This is a genomic window from uncultured Sphingomonas sp., assembly GCF_936927845.1.
Lineage (GTDB): Bacteria > Pseudomonadota > Alphaproteobacteria > Sphingomonadales > Sphingomonadaceae > Sphingomonas.
In genome coordinates, this window is sequence record NZ_CAKZHV010000032.1 from 43068 (window position 1) to 62814 (window position 19747).

Here is a 19747-nt window from a genome sequence, read left to right on the forward strand (position 1 = left end):
CGATCAGAACGGTCGTTTGAGCCGCAGCATGATGCGGTTGGTGGCGACGCCGCCGACATTGCCCTGCTCGGTTTCCGCGCCAACGGTGTTGCCGCCGATGGTGGTCTGCGCCTTTGGCAGCGCCTGCGGATCGGACGAATACCGCTCCGGTGTCGCGCGAAGGCGGAACTGCTCCTGTCCGCGCCCGCACACGACCACGTCGGTGTCGCCCGGCTGCGCTTTCGGGCATTCGCGCGGCAGGATCGATCTGGGTTGCGGAAGGACCGGGCCCGCGACCGCGGCCTGGAGGAGCAGTGCCGCGATCATCATTCTTGCCTCCGGCGGGCGGGTTCCGTCTCATGGTTCCCGCCCGGCACCGTTACAGCCCCGCGTGGGCAAGACCGGCGTCGACCGCCGCCCGCGCCGCTTCGCCGGGCCACGTCATCGGCAACCGCAATCCGCGCGGGAAACCGGGTCGTGCCTTGCCCACCGCATATTTGACCGGGCCGGGCGAAGCATCGGTGAACAGCGACGTGTGAAGCGGGAACAGCCGGTCGTGGAGCGTGCGCGCCTTCGCGTAATCGCCGCCCGCGCACGCCGCCTGAAAGTCGGCGCACAACCGCGGCGCGACGTTCGCGCTGACCGAGATGCAGCCCGTACCCCCTGTCGCATTGAAGGCGAGTGCCAGATCGTCGTTGCCAGAGAGTTGGCAGAACCCGTCGCCCAGGCTCGCACGGTGTTGCGACACGCGCGTGATCACCCCGCTCGCGTCCTTCACCGCAACGAACACCTGAGGGAACGCCTGCACGATCCGCGTCAGCGTCTCGGGCAGGATGTCCGTCACCGTCCGCGCGGGCACGTTGTAGAGTACGATCGGCAGCGGTGCGTCCGCCCCCAGCGCCTCGAAATGGCGGAAGATGCCCTCCTGCCCCGGACGGTTGTAATAAGGCGGAACCATCAGCGCAGCGTCGGCGCCGGCCTCCTTTGCGGCGATCAGATTGGCGCGCGCGACACGGGTATCGTTCGACCCCGCCCCCGCGATCACCGGCACGCGCCCGCGCGCCTGATCGGCGCAGACGCGGACGATTGCGAACTGCTCCTCCTTGGTCAGCGTCGCCGCCTCGCCGGTCGTGCCGCACGGCACCAGCGCCGACGAACCCTCGGCAATCTGCCACTCAATGAAGTCGCGGTAGATTTGCTCGGCGAACGCACCATCATCGTCGAACGGTGTTACCAGCGCGGGGATCGAACCTGTGAACATGGGGTAGACGCTCTCTCCGGCGCGGTGAAAATGTGAAGTCGTTCAGGACAGATACGGGTTGGATCGCTATCCTGTCCACCGATCTGGAATGGTGATGAAGGCGGGCGCATTGATCGGTATCGTGGCGGGTGTTGGGGCGGCGCTGTTGCTGGCGCAGAGCCAGGTTGGTCCGGTGGCGCCATATTCGGGTCAGGCAGGCGTGCAACCCGATGCGCAGGCGCAGGCCGCGGGCCTCGCGCAGGCGCTCGCGCAATGGAAGGTCTTGCAGCAGAGCGATTCGCTGCCGTTCGACACCTACGCCTCCTTCCTCCTCGCGCATCCCGGCTGGCCCAACCAGACCGCCAACCGCCGCGCGGCGGAGAAGCAGGCGGCGACCGGTTACGCCACCCCCGCGAATGTCATCGCCTTCTGCCGCCGTTTTCCGCCGCTGACTGGCACCGGCTGGCTGGCGTGCGCACGGGCGTATCAGGCGAGCGGCAGTACGAGCGAGGCCTATGCCGCCGCGCGCGCGGCCTGGCGCAGCGGCGCGCTGTCGCCGACCGACGAGAGCGCGGTGCTGACGGGCTTCGCCGGCGCGCTGACCCCGACCGACCATGACGCGCGCATGGACACGCTGCTGTGGCAGGGTCAGACCGGCGCGGCGGCGCGGCAGATCGCGCTGACGAGTGCGGGCGCGCGGCCGCTGTTCGAGGCGCGGCTGGCGTTCCGCACCGGCGACGCGAACGCCTCCGCACTCGCCTCGGTCAACGATGCCGCTGGCGCGAGCGACGCGGGCTACATCGCCGACAAGGCCGTGTGGCTGCGCAACAGCGGTGCGTCGCCGAGCGCGCGCGGCTGGCTGGCGCGTACGCGCTCGGCGCTGATCCGCCCGGGCAATGTCGAGAAATTCTACGAGGTGCTGCTGACCAACGCGCGCGGCGCCGCGGCGGACGGGCAATGGCAGACCGCCTACGACATCGCGCGGCAGATCGACGATGCCTATCCGCCAGGCACCGACATTTCGGCCAAGCCCTACGGCGAGCGCGACGATTACACGAGCCTCGCCTGGCTCGCGGGGCAGACCGCGCTCACCAAGCTCAACCGGCCCGCCGACGCCGCCTTCCTGTTCCAACGCTACGGCGAGGCGAGCCAGTCGCCGCAGACGCGCGCCAAGGGGTTCTATTGGGCGGCACGCGCGGCGGAAGCTGCCGGCAAGCCCGAGGCGGCGGGCCTGTTCACGCGCGCCGGTGGCTACCGCGACCAATATTACGGCCAGTTGGCGCTGGAGCACCTGCGCCAACCACTGGTCGCGCCGCCCGCGCTGCCACCGCGCGCGATCGACCCCGCGGTGCGCGCCGCCTTCTTCAACCGCGAAACCGTACGCGCCGCACAATTGCTGGGGCGAACCGGACAGCGGCAGGACCAGACCGCGTTCGTTCGCCTGATCGCGGGCGACGCGAAGAGTGACACCGACCATCTGCTGACCGAGGAGCTATCGCGCCAACTCGGGCGCCCCGATCTGGCGGTGCTGGTTGGGCGCAACGCGATGCAGAACGGGCTGACCGAATATAGCGCGGTCGCCTTCCCGACCGTGCCGGTACCGGGCGGTTACGAGAGCCAGTGGACGATGATCCACGCGGTCAGCCGGCAGGAAAGCCAGTTCGACCGCGAGGCACGCAGCCCCGTCGGCGCGAGCGGGCTGATGCAGTTGATGCCCGCGACCGCGCGCGAGCAGGCGGGCAAGCTCGGCCTGCCCTATGACGCCGCGCGGCTGACCGCAGATACGAGCTACAACGTGATGCTGGGATCAAGCTATTTCCAGCGCATCTTCGGCCTGTACGGCAGCTATCCGCTCGCGATCGCGGCGTATAACGCGGGGCCGGGCAACGTGAACAAGTGGCTGCGCGCCAACGGTGACCCGCGCACCGGCGGGGTCGACATGGTCGATTGGGTCGAGGCGATCCCGTACAGCGAGACACGCAACTACGTGCAGCGCGTGCTGGAGAATGCTGTCGTCTACGACCTGATGAACCCGGCGCGTGCGAAGAGCCGTGGCCCGGCCAACCTCAGCTGGTATCTCGGGCGCAGCCGCCCGGGTTGATCGACGGGGTGACGGGCGCAACTAGGTTCGGCTAGTCGCACTCGCATGGATCGACCCAATTACATCACCCCGGCGGGTTACGCGGTGCTGCGCCGCGAATATGAGCAATTGTTCGCGACCGAGCGCCCCAAGCTGGTCGAGACGATCGCCTGGGCGGCCGGCAACGGCGATCGCAGCGAGAACGGCGATTATATCTACGGCCGCAAGCGGCTGCGCGAGATCGACCGCCGGCTCGGCTGGCTGTCCCGGCGGATGAAGGCGGCAAAGGTGGTTGATCCCGCCGCCGCGCCCGATCGCTCGCGCATCTATTTCGGCGCGACCGCGCGTATCGTCGACGAGGACGATCACGAGCGCGAACTGACGCTGGTCGGCGACGACGAGGCCGACGCCGGCAAGGGCTTGGTCGGCTGGAACGCGCCGCTCGCGCGCGCGCTGCGCGGTGCGGCGGTCGGCGACGTACGCCGCGTTGCGCTACCTGCGGGCGAGCGTGAATATGAGGTGATCGCAATCTCTTATCCCGGCGCGTGAGGAACGCGGGCGCGGGCCTGTCCGTTCGTGCCGCGAAGGAGAAGCAACCATGACCGAGCAGACCCGCACCGATAGCGCGCGCGACCACGATGACAAGGACCTGATCGAGGGCATGATCCCCGGTGGCGAGGCGCAGACGGGCACCAGCGGCGGCGCGCTCGCGCGCGATGTCGGGTCGCAGGCCGACATGAAGTCGGTGACCGACCCCGATGGCGAGACGCGCGCGACCAAGCAGGACGACATCAACGCGGGCGTCGCCTACGACAGCGACCGTCGCGGCTCGAACGGCTGACTCAGCGCTTCCTGCGCGCCGTGCTAAGACAGGGCGCGCAGGGACGATAACACCGGCGCGCGGCTTGACGCCGCCGCCGTCGCGGTCGACACCCGCGCCATGCCGACCGACGACACGCCCACCCGAAACATCGCGCTGCTGATCGACGCGGACAATGCGTCGTGGCACGCGCTCGATCCGGTGCTGACCGTGCTGGCGGAGCTCGGCACCGTCAACATCCGCCGCGTTTACGGCAATTGGTCGAAGCCCGGGCTGAAGGGCTGGCGCGACATGAGCGTGCGCCACGGGATCGAGCCGCAACAGCAGTTCGACCTGACCAAGGGCAAGAACGCGACCGACATGAAGATGACCATCGACGCGATGGACCTGCTGTTCCGCGGTCGCGTCGAGGGCTTCGGGATCATGTCGTCGGACAGCGACTTCATGCCGCTCGCCACCCGCATCCGGCAGGATGGGCTGCCCGTTTACGGCTTCGGCACCGCCAAGACGCCGCAGGGGTTCCGACAGGCGTGCAGCCGCTTCATCGACGTCGCGGCACTCTTGACCGACAATGGCGAAGCGGCATCGCCGGCCGCACCGGTGGCGACGAGCGACGTCCCGCTCACCGACACGCTGCCGCCCGCGATCGGCACGCGCACATCGTCGGGCTCCGCCGCCCCCGCCGCGCCGCGCAAGACCAAACCGCCGGTCGACCAGGAATTATTGAAGCTGCTGATCGACGCGTACGATGCGTCGAAGCGCGATGAGAAGGGCTATGTCAGTCTGTCGGCGATGGGGCAGCTCGCGGCCAATCGCTCGTCGTTCGACGTGCGTAACTACGGGTTCAAGCGCTTGTCCGACTTGGTCGAGTCGGTACCCAATTTCCAGATCGAGCGGCGCGAAGGCCGCGCCCTCGTGAAAAGGCTTCGTTGATGCGCTCCCTCCTCCTCGCCGGCGTCACCGCGGCATTGTTGTCGACCGCGGCTGCTGCGCAGACCGATCCGGCGCGGCTGTCCCAGACGGTCAAGACGCTCGCCTCGGACCGCTTCGGCGGTCGCGCGCCCGGCACCGCGGGTGAGAAAGTGACGATCGACTGGCTGGTCGCACAGTTCAAGGCGCTGGGGCTCGAGCCCGGCGGCACGAACGGCGCGTGGACGCAAACGGTGCCGATGATCCACACCCGTATCGGCGCGGGCGCGACGATGCGCGCTGGGACAACCGTGCTGACGCAGGGCAAGGAGATCGCAGTCACGACCGTCGGCGCCGCCCCGCGGATCGCGATCAAGGACGCACCGATGGTGTTCGTCGGCTACGGCGTGTCCGCGCCCGAGGCGAAATGGGACGACTTCAAGGGACAGGACCTCAAAGGCAAGGTCGCGGTGTTCCTGGTCAACGATCCCGATTTCGAGGCGCAGCCGGGCGAGGACGCCAAAGGCCGCTTCGGCGACCGGCGGATGACCTATTACGGGCGCTGGACCTACAAGTTCGAGGAAGCCGCCAGGCGGGGCGCCGCCGCCGCGCTGATCGTCCACGATACCGGCGGCGCGGGTTACCCGTGGTCGACCGTCAACGCATCGAACGGCGAGAATTACGACATCGTGCGCGCGGCCGGTGACGCTCGCGTGCCGTTACAGGGCTGGATCGAGCACGACACCGCCGACCGGCTGTTCAAAGGTGCAGGGCTCGACCTCGCGCGCTTGCGCGTGCAGGCGCGTTCCGCCTCGTTCCGCCCGGTCGACATGAAGCTCGCCTTCTCCGCCGACGCGCCCGTCTCGGTCGAGCGGATCGAGAGCGCCAACGTGCTCGCCAAGATTTCCGGCGCCAAACGCCCGCGCGAGAGCGTGATGTTCGGCGCGCACTGGGACGCTTACGGCGAGGGTCCGGCGGATGCGAGCGGCGCAACGCTGCGCCCGGGTGCGAACGACGATGCGCTCGGCGTCGCGGGCGTCATCGAGCTCGCGCGCCAGTTCAAGGCGGCGCCCGCGCCCGAGCGGACGATGGTGTTCGCGCTCTGGACCGGCGAGGAACGCGGGCTCCTCGGCTCCGAATATTATGCGACGCACCCGATTTACCCGCTGAGCCTGACGGCTGCGAACCTGACGCTCGACATCCTGCAAACCGCCGGACCTGCGCGCGATATCATCCTGGTCGGTAAGGGGCAGAGCTCGCTCGACGATCTGCTGACCGAGGCAGCCGCCAAGCAGGGTCGTACGATCACGCCCGAGACATTCAGCGAGCGCGGGCTGTTCTACCGCGCCGACCATTTCTCGGTCGTGCGCCGCGGCGTGCCGTCACTGCTGCTGATGGCGCTGGGCGGCGCGCCCGACCTGCGCCAGGGCGGCACGGCGGCGGGGCAGCGATGGCTCGACGGCTATATGGCCTGCTACCACAAGACGTGCGACCGCTGGTCGGCCGACTGGAATCTAACCGGCGCGGCGCAGGACGTCGACCTGTTCCACGACATGGGTGAGCGATTGAGCCACGCCGGCGTCTGGCCGACGTGGAGCGCGACGTCCGAATTCACCGCGACGCGCGGCAGGACCAAAGCGGAGCGGCGCTGACGATCAGGCGGCCTGCAAGGTCGCCTGCACCGCCTCCAACTCGCCCAGCGTGTCGAGCGCGCAGCCCGGCAATTCCTGTGCGTGCGCGACGATCGCGTCGTCGCCGGCATGTTCGACCGTATCGGCCAGCAGCGCGATCCGGCGCGCACCGACGCTGAGCGCGGCACCTTTTAAAAAGTGCGCCGCCGCGCGTGCGTTCGGCAAATCACCCTGTCGCGCGAGGTGCAGCACCATCGACGGGCGCGTCTCCATCTCCTTGCTAAAGGTACGAATGAGCTGAAGCACCTGCGCACCCGGCAGGAAGTCGGCGAATTCGCGCAACTGCGCGGGGTCGATCAGCGGGGCGGCATGTTGGTCGGCAGTCACGACTGGGCTCGCTGTTGCATGAGGATGGCCTGCGTGCGGTTGGGCACCGCCAGCTTCTTGAGGATCGCCTTGACGTGCGCCTTCACGGTGATCTCCGACAGACCGAGATCGAACGCGATCTGCTTGTTCAACCGCCCGCTCTCCATCGCGTTCAGCACCCGCGACTGCGCCCCGGTGAGCGAGGATAATCGCGCAAAGTCGCTGTCGGCGGGCAGAGCGGCCTCGTCGATCGCGAAGGAAAACCACGTGCCGCCCGCGATCACCGCGCGCATCGCCTCGACCATCACCGAGATTGGTGTCGCTTTGGACAGGTAACCATGTGCTCCGGTGGCGGCGACCTGCTGCTCGATCTCGGGATTGAGCGCGCCGCTGATCACCAGCATGCGCAAGTGCGGAAAACGATCCAACAAGGCAGGCACCCCCAGCACCGAACGATTGTCGGGTAGCGCGAGATCGAGCGTCATCAGCGTCGCCTCCCCTGCCCGCTCGCTCGCCTCGGCCAGTGACGCCGCCTCCACCACCGTCAGCTCGGGTGCGGCCACTCCCAGCGCCATCGCGGTTGCCTGACGACACATCGGATGGTCATCGACCACGATGGCGAGCGCGGAGGCTGCGGCGGGGGCGGGGGCGGACATGGTGGCTAGGCTCCGATCAGTTCGCACCCGTGCCGGGGTGCAATTCATCGGCGCTTACGACGGCAATGGTAAGCAAAGCGGTAACGACGTTCGATCGCGTCGGTGTGGCTGCTCAGTTGATGCTGGCGATCAGCGCACTGAGCTGGCGCCGCCCAAGGTCGTTGACCGAAATGTTTGTGCGCGCCGCCGCCGCCCTCTGCCCGACGGTGCGCAGCAGCGCCGCCTGGTAATTGGCGCATCCCGCGCTTGCCGCGGTGTTGAGGCAGACGGTGCTGCCGTCCATCGCGGTGCGCACGACGACCGGGCGCAAGGGATTGGCGCGGCCGGTGTCGGCCTGCGCGGTGCCCGCCAGCGCGGTCATGGCAGCGGCGGCGATCAGAGTATGGCGGATCATGGTTCGGCTCCGTGGTCTGTTCGTGGCGGGGCGGGTCGACGCCCTCTCGATGATCCGCTTCTGCCCGCTTCCGCAGGTCGGCGGTATCACTCCTTGGGGTGAGAGCCGCGTCGATCAGGCAGCGCGGTTGAGCCGGGTCAGCCCTTGCTCCAGCACCGCCGGCAGGTCGTCGCCGACGCAGCCCGACACGGCGTGCGCGACATCGGCGGCGGCGGCGGCGAGCGGGGACGCACCGCTGGCAGCGAGCGTGCGCAGGTGCGCGGCGATCTCGATCAGCGTCGCTTCCTCGAACGCGCCGCGCCGGATCAACGTCGACAGCGCTTCGAGCACGGTGCGGCAATCGGGCGTGGCGGCGCGTCCCCAGCGGTCGAGCACCTGCTGCAACTCCGCGAGGCGCAGCGGCTTGGCAAGGTGCGCCTGCATGCCGGCAGCCAGGCACAGATCGATGTCATCGGCGTAGGCGTTGGCGGTCAGCGCGACGATCGGCAGCGCCGCGGCCGAGTGCCCCGCGCTGCGCAGGCGGCGCGTCGCCTCCAACCCGTCGACCTCGGGCATCTGCATGTCCATGAGCACGAGGGCGAAGGGATCGCCCGCCGCCTCTGCCTCGGCGACCGCAGCGACCGCCGCCGCGCCATCGGCCGCGACGACGCAGCGCGCGCCCAGTCGTTCGAGCATCGCCGACGCGAGCATCTGATTGATCTCGTGATCCTCAGCCAGCAGCACGCGTAGATCGCGCGCATCTGCGCGCGTCGGCAATGCGGCGGGCAGCGGCGCGACCGTGGCCGCGCCCGCCGCGGCGATCAGCGGCACGCGCAGGAAGAAGCTGCTACCGGCACCGGGCACGCTCGTCATCCGCAGCGATCCGTTCATCAGCCGCGCGAGCTGCGCGCCGATCGCGAGGCCGAGCCCCGATCCGCCGTAGCGGCGCGCCGTCGACTCGTCGGATTGCATGAACTTGTCGAAGATGGCGGCGTGGCGCGCGGGCTCGATGCCGATGCCGGTGTCGCGCACCTCGATCTCCAGCCACGCGCCGGCGTCGTCAGTCACCGCCTCTGCCCGCAGCGTGACCGCGCCTGCGGCGGTGAACTTGACCGCGTTGCCGAGCAGGTTGAGCACGATCTGGCGCAGCCGCAGCCCATCCCCCTGGATGCGTGGCGGAATGGCGTCCGCGACCTCGCAGGTGAGCGCCAGCCCCTTCTGCTCGGCCAGCGGCGCCATCAGCTTGGCGCAACCGCGCAGCGCGTGGCGCAGGTCGACCGCCTCGCTCGCGATCTGCATCTGCCCGGCGTCGATCTTCGAGAGATCGAGAATGTCGTTGAGCAGCCGCATCATCGCACGGCCCGAATCGGCGATCACCTGCACGCGCGCGCGCTGCTGCGGTTCGAGTTCGCCGTCGAGCAGCAGCTCGGTTGCGCCGATCACGCCGTTCATCGGGGTGCGGATTTCATGGCTCATGTTGGCGAGGAAATTGGCCTTTGCCGCACCGGCGATCTCGGCCGCGTCGCGCGCCGCAGCAAGCTGGAGTTCCAGCTCCTTGCGCGCGGTGACGTCGCGGATCGACACGATGATCTCCTGCGCGGCGCCGCTCGCCGGATTGCGGACCAGCCCGCAATTCGCCTCCAGCCAGCGCCACGTGCCGGGCCGGTCGACCGGTTCCGAGCGATAGCTGACAACCATCTTGTCGATGATCCCGCGCGCCAGATCCTGGTAGGCGGCGCGCACGATTGCGTCGTCCTCGGGATGGAAGCGCGACAGCATCGACGCGCCGAGCAACTGCTCGGGCGCGGCACCGATCACCTCGCGGACCGAGGGCGAGGCGTAGAGGCAGGTGCCGTCGAGCGCCAGGCGGAACACCGCGTCGGTCGCGTTGCTGGCGAGCAAGCGCAACTGCGCCTCGCTGTCGGCGAGCGCGGCGGCGGCAAAGGTGCGCTCGCTGATGTCGATCGTGACGCCGATGTGCCCGACCGGGCAGGCGAACAGGTCACGCTCGACCGCGGTCATCGCATCGGCCCAGATCAGCGTCCCGTCGGCATGAACGAAACGGAACTCGCCGCGGTAATTGCCGCCGCTCGCGGCAGTTGCCTGCCAGTCGGCAAAGACGCGCGCACGATCAGCCGGGTGGACCGCATCGCTCCACCCGTCGCCGGCCGCCTGCGCCGGGGTCAGACCCGACAGCACGTACCAGGCGCGGTTGGCGTAGGTCAGCCCACCGTCCGCGTCGGTGCGGAAGATGCCCACCGGCGCCAGATCGGCGAGCGTCTGGAAACGATGCTCGCTCTCGCGCAGCGCCTGCTCGAAGGCGAGCCGATCGGTCACGTCGTGGAGCGAGCCGACGGTGGAATACCCGCTGCGCTCGTTGTCAGGCAGCATGCGCGCGCTGACGTCGACGTGGCGGATCGCACCGTCGCGGCGGATGATGCGCAACCGGCCGACCTGCCCCTCCAGCGTGCGCGCGGCGTGGCGCTGCTGCAGATCGGCGAGGATCGGCATGTCGGCGGGGTGGATCACGTCGCGGACGTGCGTGCCGAGCGCGTCGGCGACGGGTGTCCCGGTCAATCGCTCCCATGCCGGGTTGAGGAACGACCAGCAGCCGTCGGTGTCGACGCGGTAAAGCACCTCCTGCATGTTCGCGAGCATCGCCTGCGCGTTGTCGTTGCGGGTGCGCAGGTCGTTGCGGACGCGCTCCAACCGGCGCAGGATCACCGCGACGGGCAGCCCCATGCAGAAATTGGCGGCGAGGAACAATTGCAACACCAGCATCTGGCCGTGCACGCCGCCCCGCGTCAGGGTAATCGGACCCGACCCGTGATAGGTTGCGACAGAAGCAACGAGCGCCAGCACGACGACGGTCACCGCCGCACCCAATTGACCGAGGCGGAGCGCGGCGAGCATCACCACCGGTCCGGTCAGGAACAAGAGCGGGTAGCTCGATTGCGAGAACAGCAATACGGCGAGCACCAGCGCAACGACCGAAAATGCCGCTGCCTCGTTCGCGCTCGTCCGGCATTCGTGCCGCGTGCCCTTGCTGAGACCGTAGGCGATCGAGACGAGCGGCGCGACCAGCAGCAGGCCGAGCGTATGCGCGCCGCCCCAGCTCAGCCCGATCGCGATCGCGAACGCCGAACCGCGCGACCAGAACGCACCCATGACCAGCACCGACAAGGCAAAGGGCACGATCAACGACAGCAGCGTGAACCGGCCGAGCCGGCGCAGGCTGTCGAGCCCGCGGTGCGATCCGGCACCCTGCATCCCGATTGCGACGATCAGCACCTCCGCCATGTTGACGCTCGCGCGAATCGCGATCTGCGTCGCGGTCAGGTCGCTGCTGCTCAGCGCGGCGGCGAGCAACGTCGCGCTGCACAGGCCGATCAGGCGGAGACGTAGGGTCGGTGTCTGGATCAGCACGCCGACGAGCAGCGCGTTCGGCAACCATACCAGCGCGATCGGCGAATGGTTGCGCGCATAAGCCAGGCACAGCCACGCGAGCACGCCGAACACGGCGGCGAAGGCGAGGTCGAAGCGGAGCGAGCGCGATAACCGGAGCGTGGTCATGCTGCCCGGCGTAGGCCCGGCTGGTTAATGCCCGGCTAACGCTCTCTATTCACTCACGCATATGCGTAAGGACCGCCCTCCTCCAGCGCCTTCTGGTAGGCCGGGCGCGCATGAATCTTCTCCAGCCAGGCAATCGTGTTCGGCCGGCTTTTGTCGAGCCCGGCACGGCTGCGCGCGGCTTCCAGCGGAAAACTCATCATGATGTCGGCAGCGGTCAACTGGTCGCCGGCGAACCACGGACGATCGGCGAGCGATCGTTCAACGAAGTCGAGGTGGACATCGATCATCGGCTGGATACGCTTGGTCGCGGGCTTGCCCATCAGCGGGATGCGGCCGAGCACCAGCTTGAGCAGCAGCGGCGGCATCAGCGAGCCTTCGGCATAATGGAGCCAGAACCGGTAGGCGAGCGCGTCATCGCGCTTCGCGGGCGCGCCGAGCTTGCCGTCCGCTTTGTCGACGAGATATTCGACAATCGCACCAGTCTCCGCGATCACGCGGTCGCCGTCATCGGTGTCCTGGATCACCGGCGATTTGCCGAGCGGATGGACGCGGCGCAGCTCGGGAGGAGCGAGCATCGTCTTCTTGTTGCGCTCGTACCGCTTGACCTCGTGCGGCAGGCCGAGCTCCTCCAGCATCCACAGCACGCGCTGCGAGCGGGAATTCTCCAGATGGTGGACGATGATGGTCATGCGGCTTCCCCTGCGGCGCGTGCGGTGCATATCCAGGCGGCCGCCGGCATGGCGACGCGCCCGTTCGCTGCATAACGCGCGAGCCGGCTTCCGATCCGCTCCAGCAGCGCGACGCGCGCGTCGCCGCTCACTGCCCGGATCGCCGCTGCGGCAGGGCCGATGCGGGTGAAGAAGGTGAGCGCGTCGGCGATCGCCGCGTCGTCACGCTCGCCCACGCCGGCGACATAGTCGAAGTCCACCGGCTCGACTGCGTCGACCCGCCAGCCCGACCGGCTCAACACCGCGCGAACATCGTCCATGTTCGCGTAGCCGAACGGGCCGGGCACGTAGCCAGCATCGTCATCGAGCGACTGATCGGTCGCCGCGGCAAGTTCGCGCATCCACGCGTTCGCGCGCCGTGCGCGGAAGCAGGAAAACACCAGCGGCGCCCCCGGCCGCATCGCGCGGCGAAGCTGGGTGAAGGCGGTATGCGGATCGGCGAAGAACATGACGCCGTGGCGCGAAAAGGTGAGGTCGAAGGCCTCGGGCGCGACGTGCTCCAGCGCGTCGCCGGCGACGAAGCGAAGGTCGGGGAAATGGTGACGCTCCCGCGCGATCGCGGACGAAAGATCGACGGCGGTGATTGTGGCACCGACCCGCTCGGCCGCGACGTGTGCGGCGGTGGTGCCGACGCCGCAGCCCAGATCGAGGAAATGGCCGGCGCGTGGCGCAACGTCCAGAATCGCGCGGCGCAGCAACGGTTCGAGATCGGCGAAGCTACGCTCGGTGCGCCGCCACTCCCGCGCCCACACGTCGCCGACCTTGCCGGTCCAGTCGCTTGCCGCCGTCATCAGCGTGGCTCGGCTGTGTTACAACCGAAGGTCGGACCGACGCGCTGATGGAGGCGCGCTCGACACGATTGCGCCCGCTTGGCAGCGTCGAGCTTCAGCACCACAGGACGTGCATGTGCGGCTCGGCGTTCGGTTGATAAGCTCGTCACATACCCCTCCTCGGACCTGACAGGATGGCATGCAGCGCGAGGTGCGCAAATAACGAAATTTCCTGCCGCTACGCACAGGGCAGTTCATACAAGACAGCTTCGGCCAACCGCGCTTCTGAAGCTTTGCGCCGGACGCCAACTTCGAAATGCGGGGCCGACGTAAAGCCGCTACGCCTCGTTTTCCCGCAGTCGCCAAACGAACACGGCCCGCCGTTGCCGGCGGGCCGCGCTGCGCATCGTGAAGGACCGATGCCCCGATCAGATGTCGTCGTCTTCGGACGGACCCGCCATCATCTCCTCCGCAACCGCGTCGGTGCGCGCGCGGATCGCCTTTTCGAGCCGGTCGGCCATTTCCTTGTTCTCGCGCAGGAAGTTCTTGGCGTTCTCACGCCCCTGCCCGATCCGCACGCTGTCGTAGGAGAACCACGCGCCCGATTTCTCGACCAGCCCGGCCTTGACGCCGAGGTCGAGGATCTCGCCGATCTTGGAGATGCCCTCGCCATACATGATGTCGAACTCGACCTGCTTGAACGGCGGCGCGACCTTGTTCTTCACCACCTTCACGCGGGTGGCGTTGCCGGTCACCTCGTCACGGTCCTTGATCGCGCCGGTACGGCGGATGTCGAGGCGCACCGAGGCGTAGAACTTGAGCGCGTTGCCGCCCGTCGTCGTCTCCGGGTTGCCGTACATCACGCCGATCTTCATGCGCAGCTGGTTGATGAAGATCACCATGCAGCGCGAACGGCTGATCGAACCGGTCAGCTTGCGCAAGCTCTGCGACATCAGACGCGCCTGGAGGCCGACATGGCTGTCGCCCATCTCGCCCTCGATCTCCGCGCGCGGAACGAGTGCTGCGACCGAATCGACCACCAGCACGTCGATCGCGTTCGAGCGCACCAGCGTATCGGTGATCTCCAGGGCCTGCTCGCCGGTGTCGGGCTGCGACACGATCAGTTCGTCAATGTTGACGCCCAGCTTCTTGGCGTAAACGGGGTCGAGCGCGTGTTCCGCGTCGACGAAGGCGGCAGTGCCGCCGTTCTTCTGCGCTTCGGCGATGACGTGGAGCGCGAGCGTCGTCTTGCCCGAGCTTTCGGGGCCGTACACCTCGATCACGCGCCCGCGCGGCAGGCCGCCGACACCGAGCGCGATGTCGAGCCCTAGCGAGCCGGTCGAGATAGCCTCGACCTGCATCGCTTCCTTTTGCCCGAGCTTCATCGCCGAGCCCTTGCCGAATGCGCGGTCGATCTGCGCGAGGGCGGCGTCGAGCGCCTTTTGACGGTCGTTAGTCGCGGTTGCCATGCCGGTATCGATCACCTGAAGTTTGGCGGCCATTGCCGATCCCTTTCGCTAGAGCACCCGCGCGTGACGTTCAACGCGTTCCTGCTCGTGTACACACTATGTTCCGTTAGAACAAGTGGGGAACATGGCTGTCAAATCAAGGTCGACGATAGCGCGACACGCCTTGGGCGAAGCACGGCGCGGCGAATGAATCCTCGAACGCGCGGTCGTGTGCGGGGTCCGCAGGGTCGCGCAGGATGCGCTTGAGCAAGCGGAGCGCGTCGGGGTCGTTGGCGGCGATCGTCGCGGCGATGGCTTGCGGATCGGCGATCACGTCGGCGAGCCCGATGCGCCGCGCTTCGTCCGCATCGATCGGCGCGGCGGTGAACAGCAGCCGGGCGGCCTGCCCACGACCGACCCGCGCGACGAGCCGCGCCACGTCAGGCCCGGGATAACCGATCCCGAGCCGCGCCGGCGGGATCGCGAACCGCGCCTGCGGTGCCGCGACGATCATGTCGCAGGCGAGCGCGAGCGCGACGGCAGCACCGTGACAGCCGCCCTCGACCGCGGCGACGACGGGCATCGGTAGCGCGGCAACTGCCTCGATCCCGTCGCGCATCGCCCGGCGAAACTCCCCGCGCGCGGGCACGTCGTCGCTGAGCCGTGCCAGGTCGGAGAGGTCGGCGCCGGCGGAGAAGATGCCGGGCACGTCGGACGCGAGCACGACCACGACCGTGTCGTCGGGCACCTGCGCCACCACGCCGGCTAGGTCGCGCCACGCGCGCGTCGCCAGCGCGTTTCGGGTCGCCGCACGGTCAAGCGCGATGCGCGCGACCCCGGCCTCGATCGACAAACGGATCATGCGATCACGGTGGAGAGCTGCCACCATTCGGGGTGCCGAGCCGCCATGTCGCGCGCCGCGGCGTCGCGGTCGCCAATCGTGTCGAACAATGCGAAACAGGTCGCGCCCGATCCGGACATCCGCGCGAATCGCACGCCGGCCTGACGCTTGAGGAGCGCGATCACCTCGGCGATGACGGGCGCGACCGCTTCGGCGGCGGGTTGCAGGTCGTTGCGGCCGGCGATCGCGCGGTCGAGCGCGCTGCCACCCCCGGCAATGCCGCCGCGGTCCACACCGTCCCACGCCGCGAACACTCGCCCGGTCGGCACGGCGACGCCAGGATTGACGAGCAGCGCAGGCACGTCGCCCAGCTCCGCGATCGGCTCCAGCGCATCGCCCTTGCCGGTGCCGAGGCTGGCACGACCGAGCAGGCACGCGGGCACGTCGGCACCCAGACCGGCGGCGATCGCGAACAAGCGCGCGTCGTCGGGGGCAACGCCGTGCAGCCGCGCGAGCGCGCGCAGCGTCGCCGCCGCATCGGCCGACCCGCCGCCGATCCCCGACGCGACCGGCAGATGCTTGTCGAGCATGATCGCATGCGACGTCGCAACGCCGAACGCCGCGGCAAAGGCGCGCTCGGCGCGGATCACCAGATTGTCGTCACAGGGTTCGAACCCGCGCGCGAACGGCCCGGTGATCTGAAACGCGGCGGGTCCGGTGGACACCGTCACGCGGTCGCCGTCGGCGGCGAACACGAACAGCGTTTCCAGGTCGTGATAGCCATCGGCGCGACGTCGCCGAACGTGGAGCGCGAGGTTGAGCTTGGCCGGCGCGGCCTCGGCGATCGCCGCATCTGCCCGTAGCACCTGCTCTGACACCGACACTCCTTACATTCCGTTGGCGATCTTTCCCGACAGGCGCGCGGCGACCTCGGGCGTCTCGGCCGTAGCGCGCGCCGCGGTCCAGGCATAGCGTGCCTCGTACCGGCGGCCGGCGGTCCAATAAACGTCGCCCAGATGCTCGCCGATCTCGGCATTGGTCGGATCGGCCGCGGCGGCGCGCTCGATCAGCGCCAGCGCCCGCGCCTGCTCGCCAGCGCGGAACAGCGACCAGCCAAGCGAGTCGGCGATCGCGGCATCGTCCGGCCGCAGCCGGTTGGCGCGCTCCAGCATCGCGCGTGCGTCGGCCAACCGCTCGCCGTGTTCGGTCAGCGCATAGCCGAGATAGTTGAGCACCAGCGGCTGATCGGGCGCGCGCGCATAAGCCTGTTCGAGCGCCACGCGCGCCGCGGGCCAATCCCCTGCCCGGTCGAGCGCGGCACCATATTGCAGCCAGTCGGACCAGTCCGCCCCCGCACGTTCGGCAAGACGACGGTAGATCGGCACCGCTTCACGCGGACGATCGAGCCGCAGGTACAGGTCGGCGAGCTGCTGCTGCGCACCCGGCGCGGCATCACGCGCGGCGGCGAGGGGCTTCGCCAGACGGAGCGCCTCCTCGCTCCGCCCGGCCTCGGCCAGGATCTGTACGCGTCCGGCGGACGCCGGTTCGGCGTAGATGCCGCGGCGATCGACCTGGTCGAGCACCGCGAGCGCGCGATCGGTTGCGCCCTCCTTGAACAAGGCACCCGCGAGCAGCAGCCGGGCGCGGTCGTTACTGAAATCGGCGCGCAACGCCGCCTGCACCAGCGTGTAGCCGATCCCGCTGGGCTTCCCCGCGGCAAGGTCGGACGCGACCCGCGTCAGCAGCCACGACAGTCCGAACGCGAGCCCAGGCGTGACCCGCGCGCGAGGCCGCTCGCGCAGCGCAACGATCGGCGGCGCATCCCCGACGAGCAGCGCGCGCGCCGATGCTTTCTGCCCCCGCGCGATCAGCAGCCGCGCAGCCGCGATCCGCGTATCGTTGCTCGATTGGTCGTTGCCGAGCAGCGGGCGAAGCGCGGCCAGTCCGTCCTGCGTTCGCCCTTGCACGAGCAGGATCAGCGCGCGCGTTTCCTGCGCGAGACGACGGGCGACGGTATCCGCAGGCTGCGCGGCGAGCGCCGCCAAGGGGTCATCCCCGCCATCGAGCGCGGCCCAGGCCCTGAGCGGCGCGGATAGGATCTTGAGCGGGGTGGCATCGAGCGCCGCGAGCGCACGCGCGATCGCCGCACGATCGTTCGCGCGCGCCGCAGCAGCGAGGGCCAGCAGCGGCGCGTCGCTCGGCAGCACGTCACGTGCGGCGAGTATCGCCGCCGCATGATCGGCGAGCGGGTAATCGCCCGCGCGCACCGCCTCGCGATAGGCGCGGATGGCGACGATCGGGTCAGCCGCCGTACCGCGAAGCGCGGCGTCGTAATCGCCTGCGGCCAGTACCACTCGGCCGTCCGCATCGGCGGCGCGCGCGCGCAGATAGGCAGCGACGGCGTCGTCGCTCGGTTGAGTAGCCGATTGTTCGACTTCGCTCGTGTCGGCGACATTGGCCTGCGCGGCGAGCGGCGCGGCCAGCAATGAAGCGGTGATAATCGTCAGGCCCGCCGCCGCGCGGTGGCGGCGGCGACGGGAAGGTCGAATGAAGTCACATGTTCGGGTAATTGGGTCCACCACCGCCTTCGGGCACGACCCAGTTGATGTTCTGCGTCGGGTCCTTGATGTCGCACGTCTTGCAATGGACGCAATTCTGCGCGTTGATCACCAGCCGGGGATCATGCGTATCTTCGCCCACGATCTCGTAAACGCCCGCCGGGCAATAACGCTGTGCGGGTTCGTCGTAGAGCGGCAGATTGTGTTCGACCGGCACCGACGCGTCCTTGAGCGTCAGGTGAACGGGCTGATCCTCCTCGTGGTTGGTGTTCGACAGGAACACCGAGGACAATTTGTCGAAGGTCAGCACGCCGTCGGGTTTGGGATAGTCGACCTTCTTGACCATGTCCTTGCGCCACAGCGTCTCATGGTCGGGATGGTGGTGCATGGTGAACGGCATCTTGAGCCCGAGATACTCCGACCACATCGTGATGCCGGCCAGCCCCGAGCCCATGAGGTCGCCGAACTTCTTGACCAGCGGCACGACGTTGCGGACGATCGACAGCTCTTGTCTGACCCAGCTCGTCTCGAAGGCTTGCGGGTATGCGGTCAGCTCGTCGCCCTGCCGCTGCGACAGGATCGCGTCGACCGCGGCCTCTGCCGCCATCGTCCCCGACTTCATCGCGGTGTGCGTGCCCTTGATCCGCGGCACGTTCAGGAAGCCTGCACTGTCGCCGATCAGCGCGCCGCCGGGGAAGACGAGCTTGGGGATCGATTGCAGCCCGCCGTCGGAGATCGCGCGCGCGCCATAGCTGACGCGCTTGCCGCCCTTGAGCAGTGCGGCGATCTCCGGATGGGTCTTCCACTTCTGCATCTCCTGGAACGGAGAGACGTAGGGGTTGGTGTAGTTGAGCCACGTGACGAAGCCGATCGAGACCTGCCCGTTGGCCTGGTGATAGATCCAGCCGCCGCCGTTCGAGCCGTCGGTTTCGCTCAGCGGCCAGCCCTGCGTGTGGATCACCTTGCCCGGCGTGTGGAGTTCGGGATCGATGTCCCACAATTCCTTGATGCCCAGACCATAGACCTGCGGGTCGCAGTTGGCGCGCAGGTCGAAGATGCGCATCAGCTCCTTCGACAGATGTCCGCGGCACCCTTCCGAGAAGAAGGTGTATTTGGCGTGCAGCTCGAGCCCAGGCTGATAATCGCCCTTGTGCGTGCCGTCGCGCGCGACGCCCATGTCGCCGGTCGCGACGCCCTTGACGCTGCCGTCTTCGTTGAACAGCACCTCGGCAGCGGCGAAGCCGGGGAAGATTTCGACGCCGAGTTCTTCCGCTTTGCCCGCCATCCAGCGGCACATATTGGCGAGGCTGCCGGTGTAGGTGCCCTTGTTGTGGAGGAACGGCGGCGTCCACAGGTGCGGCAGGTTGACCTTCTTGTTCTTGGTCAGCACCCAGTGGATGTTCTCAGTGACCGGCACCTCGGCGAGCGGGCAGCCGTCGTCGCGCCAATCGGGCAGGAACTCGTCGAGCGTGCGCGGATCGATGACCGCACCCGACAGGATATGCGCGCCGACCTCCGAGCCTTTCTCGAGCACGCAGACCGAGATGTCGGCTTCCTTTTCGGCGGCGAGTTGTTTGATGCGGATCGCCGCCGACAGGCCGGCCGGGCCGGCGCCGACGATCACCACGTCGTACGGCATGGACTCGCGATCGCTCACTTCACTCTCTCCTTGTGGCGCGGACGTCCGCTCCTAAATTCACCCGGGTCGTCGTACCCAGGCAACATCCTGACCGTGCTGCGGTGCCAGCAACTTGACCTTCGCGTCAACCATCCAT

The 19747-nt window shown here is 68.5% G+C and carries 18 protein-coding genes; 5 read left to right on the plus strand and 13 right to left on the minus strand.

The annotated features are described in order from the left end of the window. Positions 1–3 precede the first annotated feature (3 nt). The gene (locus tag Q0579_RS05580) at positions 4–306 is read right to left on the minus strand and encodes a hypothetical protein (protein WP_298810069.1); all 303 of its coding nucleotides are present in this window, start codon (positions 304–306) and stop codon (positions 4–6) included. Between the two features lie 52 nt (positions 307–358). Then, a complete protein-coding gene (gene dapA / locus Q0579_RS05585) occupies positions 359–1240 on the minus strand; it encodes a 4-hydroxy-tetrahydrodipicolinate synthase (RefSeq protein WP_298810070.1) in 882 nt (293 codons plus the stop codon). An 88-nt stretch (positions 1241–1328) separates the two neighbouring features. Here dapA and Q0579_RS05590 point away from each other — a divergent pair, with 88 nt between their 5' ends. From Q0579_RS05590 to Q0579_RS05610, 5 genes are all read left to right on the plus strand, one after another. Further along, positions 1329–3320, plus strand: a complete 1992-nt coding sequence (locus Q0579_RS05590) for a lytic transglycosylase domain-containing protein (protein ID WP_298810072.1) — start codon at positions 1329–1331, stop codon at positions 3318–3320. A gap of 45 nt (positions 3321–3365) precedes the next feature. Continuing rightward, positions 3366–3848, plus strand: a complete 483-nt coding sequence (gene greB / locus Q0579_RS05595) for a transcription elongation factor GreB (protein WP_298810074.1) — start codon at positions 3366–3368, stop codon at positions 3846–3848. Positions 3849–3897: 49 nt separating this feature from the next. Continuing rightward, on the plus strand, positions 3898–4140 hold the full coding sequence (locus Q0579_RS05600) for a hypothetical protein (RefSeq protein ID WP_298810077.1): 243 nt from the start codon (positions 3898–3900) through the stop codon (positions 4138–4140). A 99-nt stretch (positions 4141–4239) separates the two neighbouring features. Then, the gene (locus tag Q0579_RS05605) at positions 4240–5052 is read left to right on the plus strand and encodes an NYN domain-containing protein (protein ID WP_298810079.1); all 813 of its coding nucleotides are present in this window, start codon (positions 4240–4242) and stop codon (positions 5050–5052) included. Further along, positions 5052–6680 (plus strand): M28 family peptidase, encoded by a 1629-nt coding sequence (locus Q0579_RS05610; RefSeq protein ID WP_298810081.1) that lies wholly within the window; start codon positions 5052–5054, stop codon positions 6678–6680. The genes Q0579_RS05605 and Q0579_RS05610 overlap by 1 nt, the downstream gene beginning before the upstream one ends. Positions 6681–6683: 3 nt before the next feature. Here the strand turns inward: Q0579_RS05610 and Q0579_RS05615 are convergent, their stop codons facing one another. The 11 genes from Q0579_RS05615 to Q0579_RS05665 form a co-directional block, all read right to left on the minus strand. Beyond that, complete coding sequence (locus Q0579_RS05615) at positions 6684–7046, minus strand: Hpt domain-containing protein (protein ID WP_298810082.1); 363 nt, start codon at positions 7044–7046, stop codon at positions 6684–6686. Beyond that, positions 7043–7681: a response regulator transcription factor gene (locus Q0579_RS05620; protein ID WP_298810084.1), complete on the minus strand. Its 639-nt coding sequence runs from the start codon at positions 7679–7681 to the stop codon at positions 7043–7045. The genes Q0579_RS05615 and Q0579_RS05620 overlap by 4 nt, the downstream gene beginning before the upstream one ends. Before the next feature lie 112 nt (positions 7682–7793). Continuing rightward, the gene (locus Q0579_RS05625) at positions 7794–8075 is read right to left on the minus strand and encodes a hypothetical protein (RefSeq protein WP_298810085.1); all 282 of its coding nucleotides are present in this window, start codon (positions 8073–8075) and stop codon (positions 7794–7796) included. Between the two features lie 114 nt (positions 8076–8189). After that, complete coding sequence (locus Q0579_RS05630) at positions 8190–11627, minus strand: PAS domain S-box protein (RefSeq protein WP_298810086.1); 3438 nt, start codon at positions 11625–11627, stop codon at positions 8190–8192. 53 nt (positions 11628–11680) lie between these two features. After that, positions 11681–12316 carry a glutathione S-transferase gene (locus Q0579_RS05635; protein WP_298810088.1) on the minus strand — a complete coding sequence of 212 codons (636 nt, stop codon included), beginning with the start codon at positions 12314–12316 and terminating at the stop codon, positions 11681–11683. Further along, positions 12313–13146: a class I SAM-dependent methyltransferase gene (locus Q0579_RS05640; protein ID WP_298810090.1), complete on the minus strand. Its 834-nt coding sequence runs from the start codon at positions 13144–13146 to the stop codon at positions 12313–12315. The genes Q0579_RS05635 and Q0579_RS05640 overlap by 4 nt, the downstream gene beginning before the upstream one ends. Before the next feature lie 407 nt (positions 13147–13553). Further along, complete coding sequence (gene recA / locus Q0579_RS05645; RefSeq protein ID WP_294191585.1) at positions 13554–14627, minus strand: recombinase RecA; 1074 nt, start codon at positions 14625–14627, stop codon at positions 13554–13556. A gap of 103 nt (positions 14628–14730) precedes the next feature. Beyond that, positions 14731–15435, minus strand: coding sequence for an enoyl-CoA hydratase/isomerase family protein (locus Q0579_RS05650; protein WP_298810092.1), 705 nt, complete (start codon positions 15433–15435; stop codon positions 14731–14733). After that, the gene (locus Q0579_RS05655; protein WP_298810095.1) at positions 15432–16292 is read right to left on the minus strand and encodes a 4-(cytidine 5'-diphospho)-2-C-methyl-D-erythritol kinase; all 861 of its coding nucleotides are present in this window, start codon (positions 16290–16292) and stop codon (positions 15432–15434) included. The genes Q0579_RS05650 and Q0579_RS05655 overlap by 4 nt, the downstream gene beginning before the upstream one ends. 9 nt (positions 16293–16301) lie before the next feature. Next, positions 16302–17900: a tetratricopeptide repeat protein gene (locus Q0579_RS05660; RefSeq protein WP_298810097.1), complete on the minus strand. Its 1599-nt coding sequence runs from the start codon at positions 17898–17900 to the stop codon at positions 16302–16304. Between the two features lie 67 nt (positions 17901–17967). After that, positions 17968–19629 carry an electron transfer flavoprotein-ubiquinone oxidoreductase gene (locus tag Q0579_RS05665; RefSeq protein ID WP_298810099.1) on the minus strand — a complete coding sequence of 554 codons (1662 nt, stop codon included), beginning with the start codon at positions 19627–19629 and terminating at the stop codon, positions 17968–17970. Between the last annotated feature and the right edge of the window lie 118 nt (positions 19630–19747).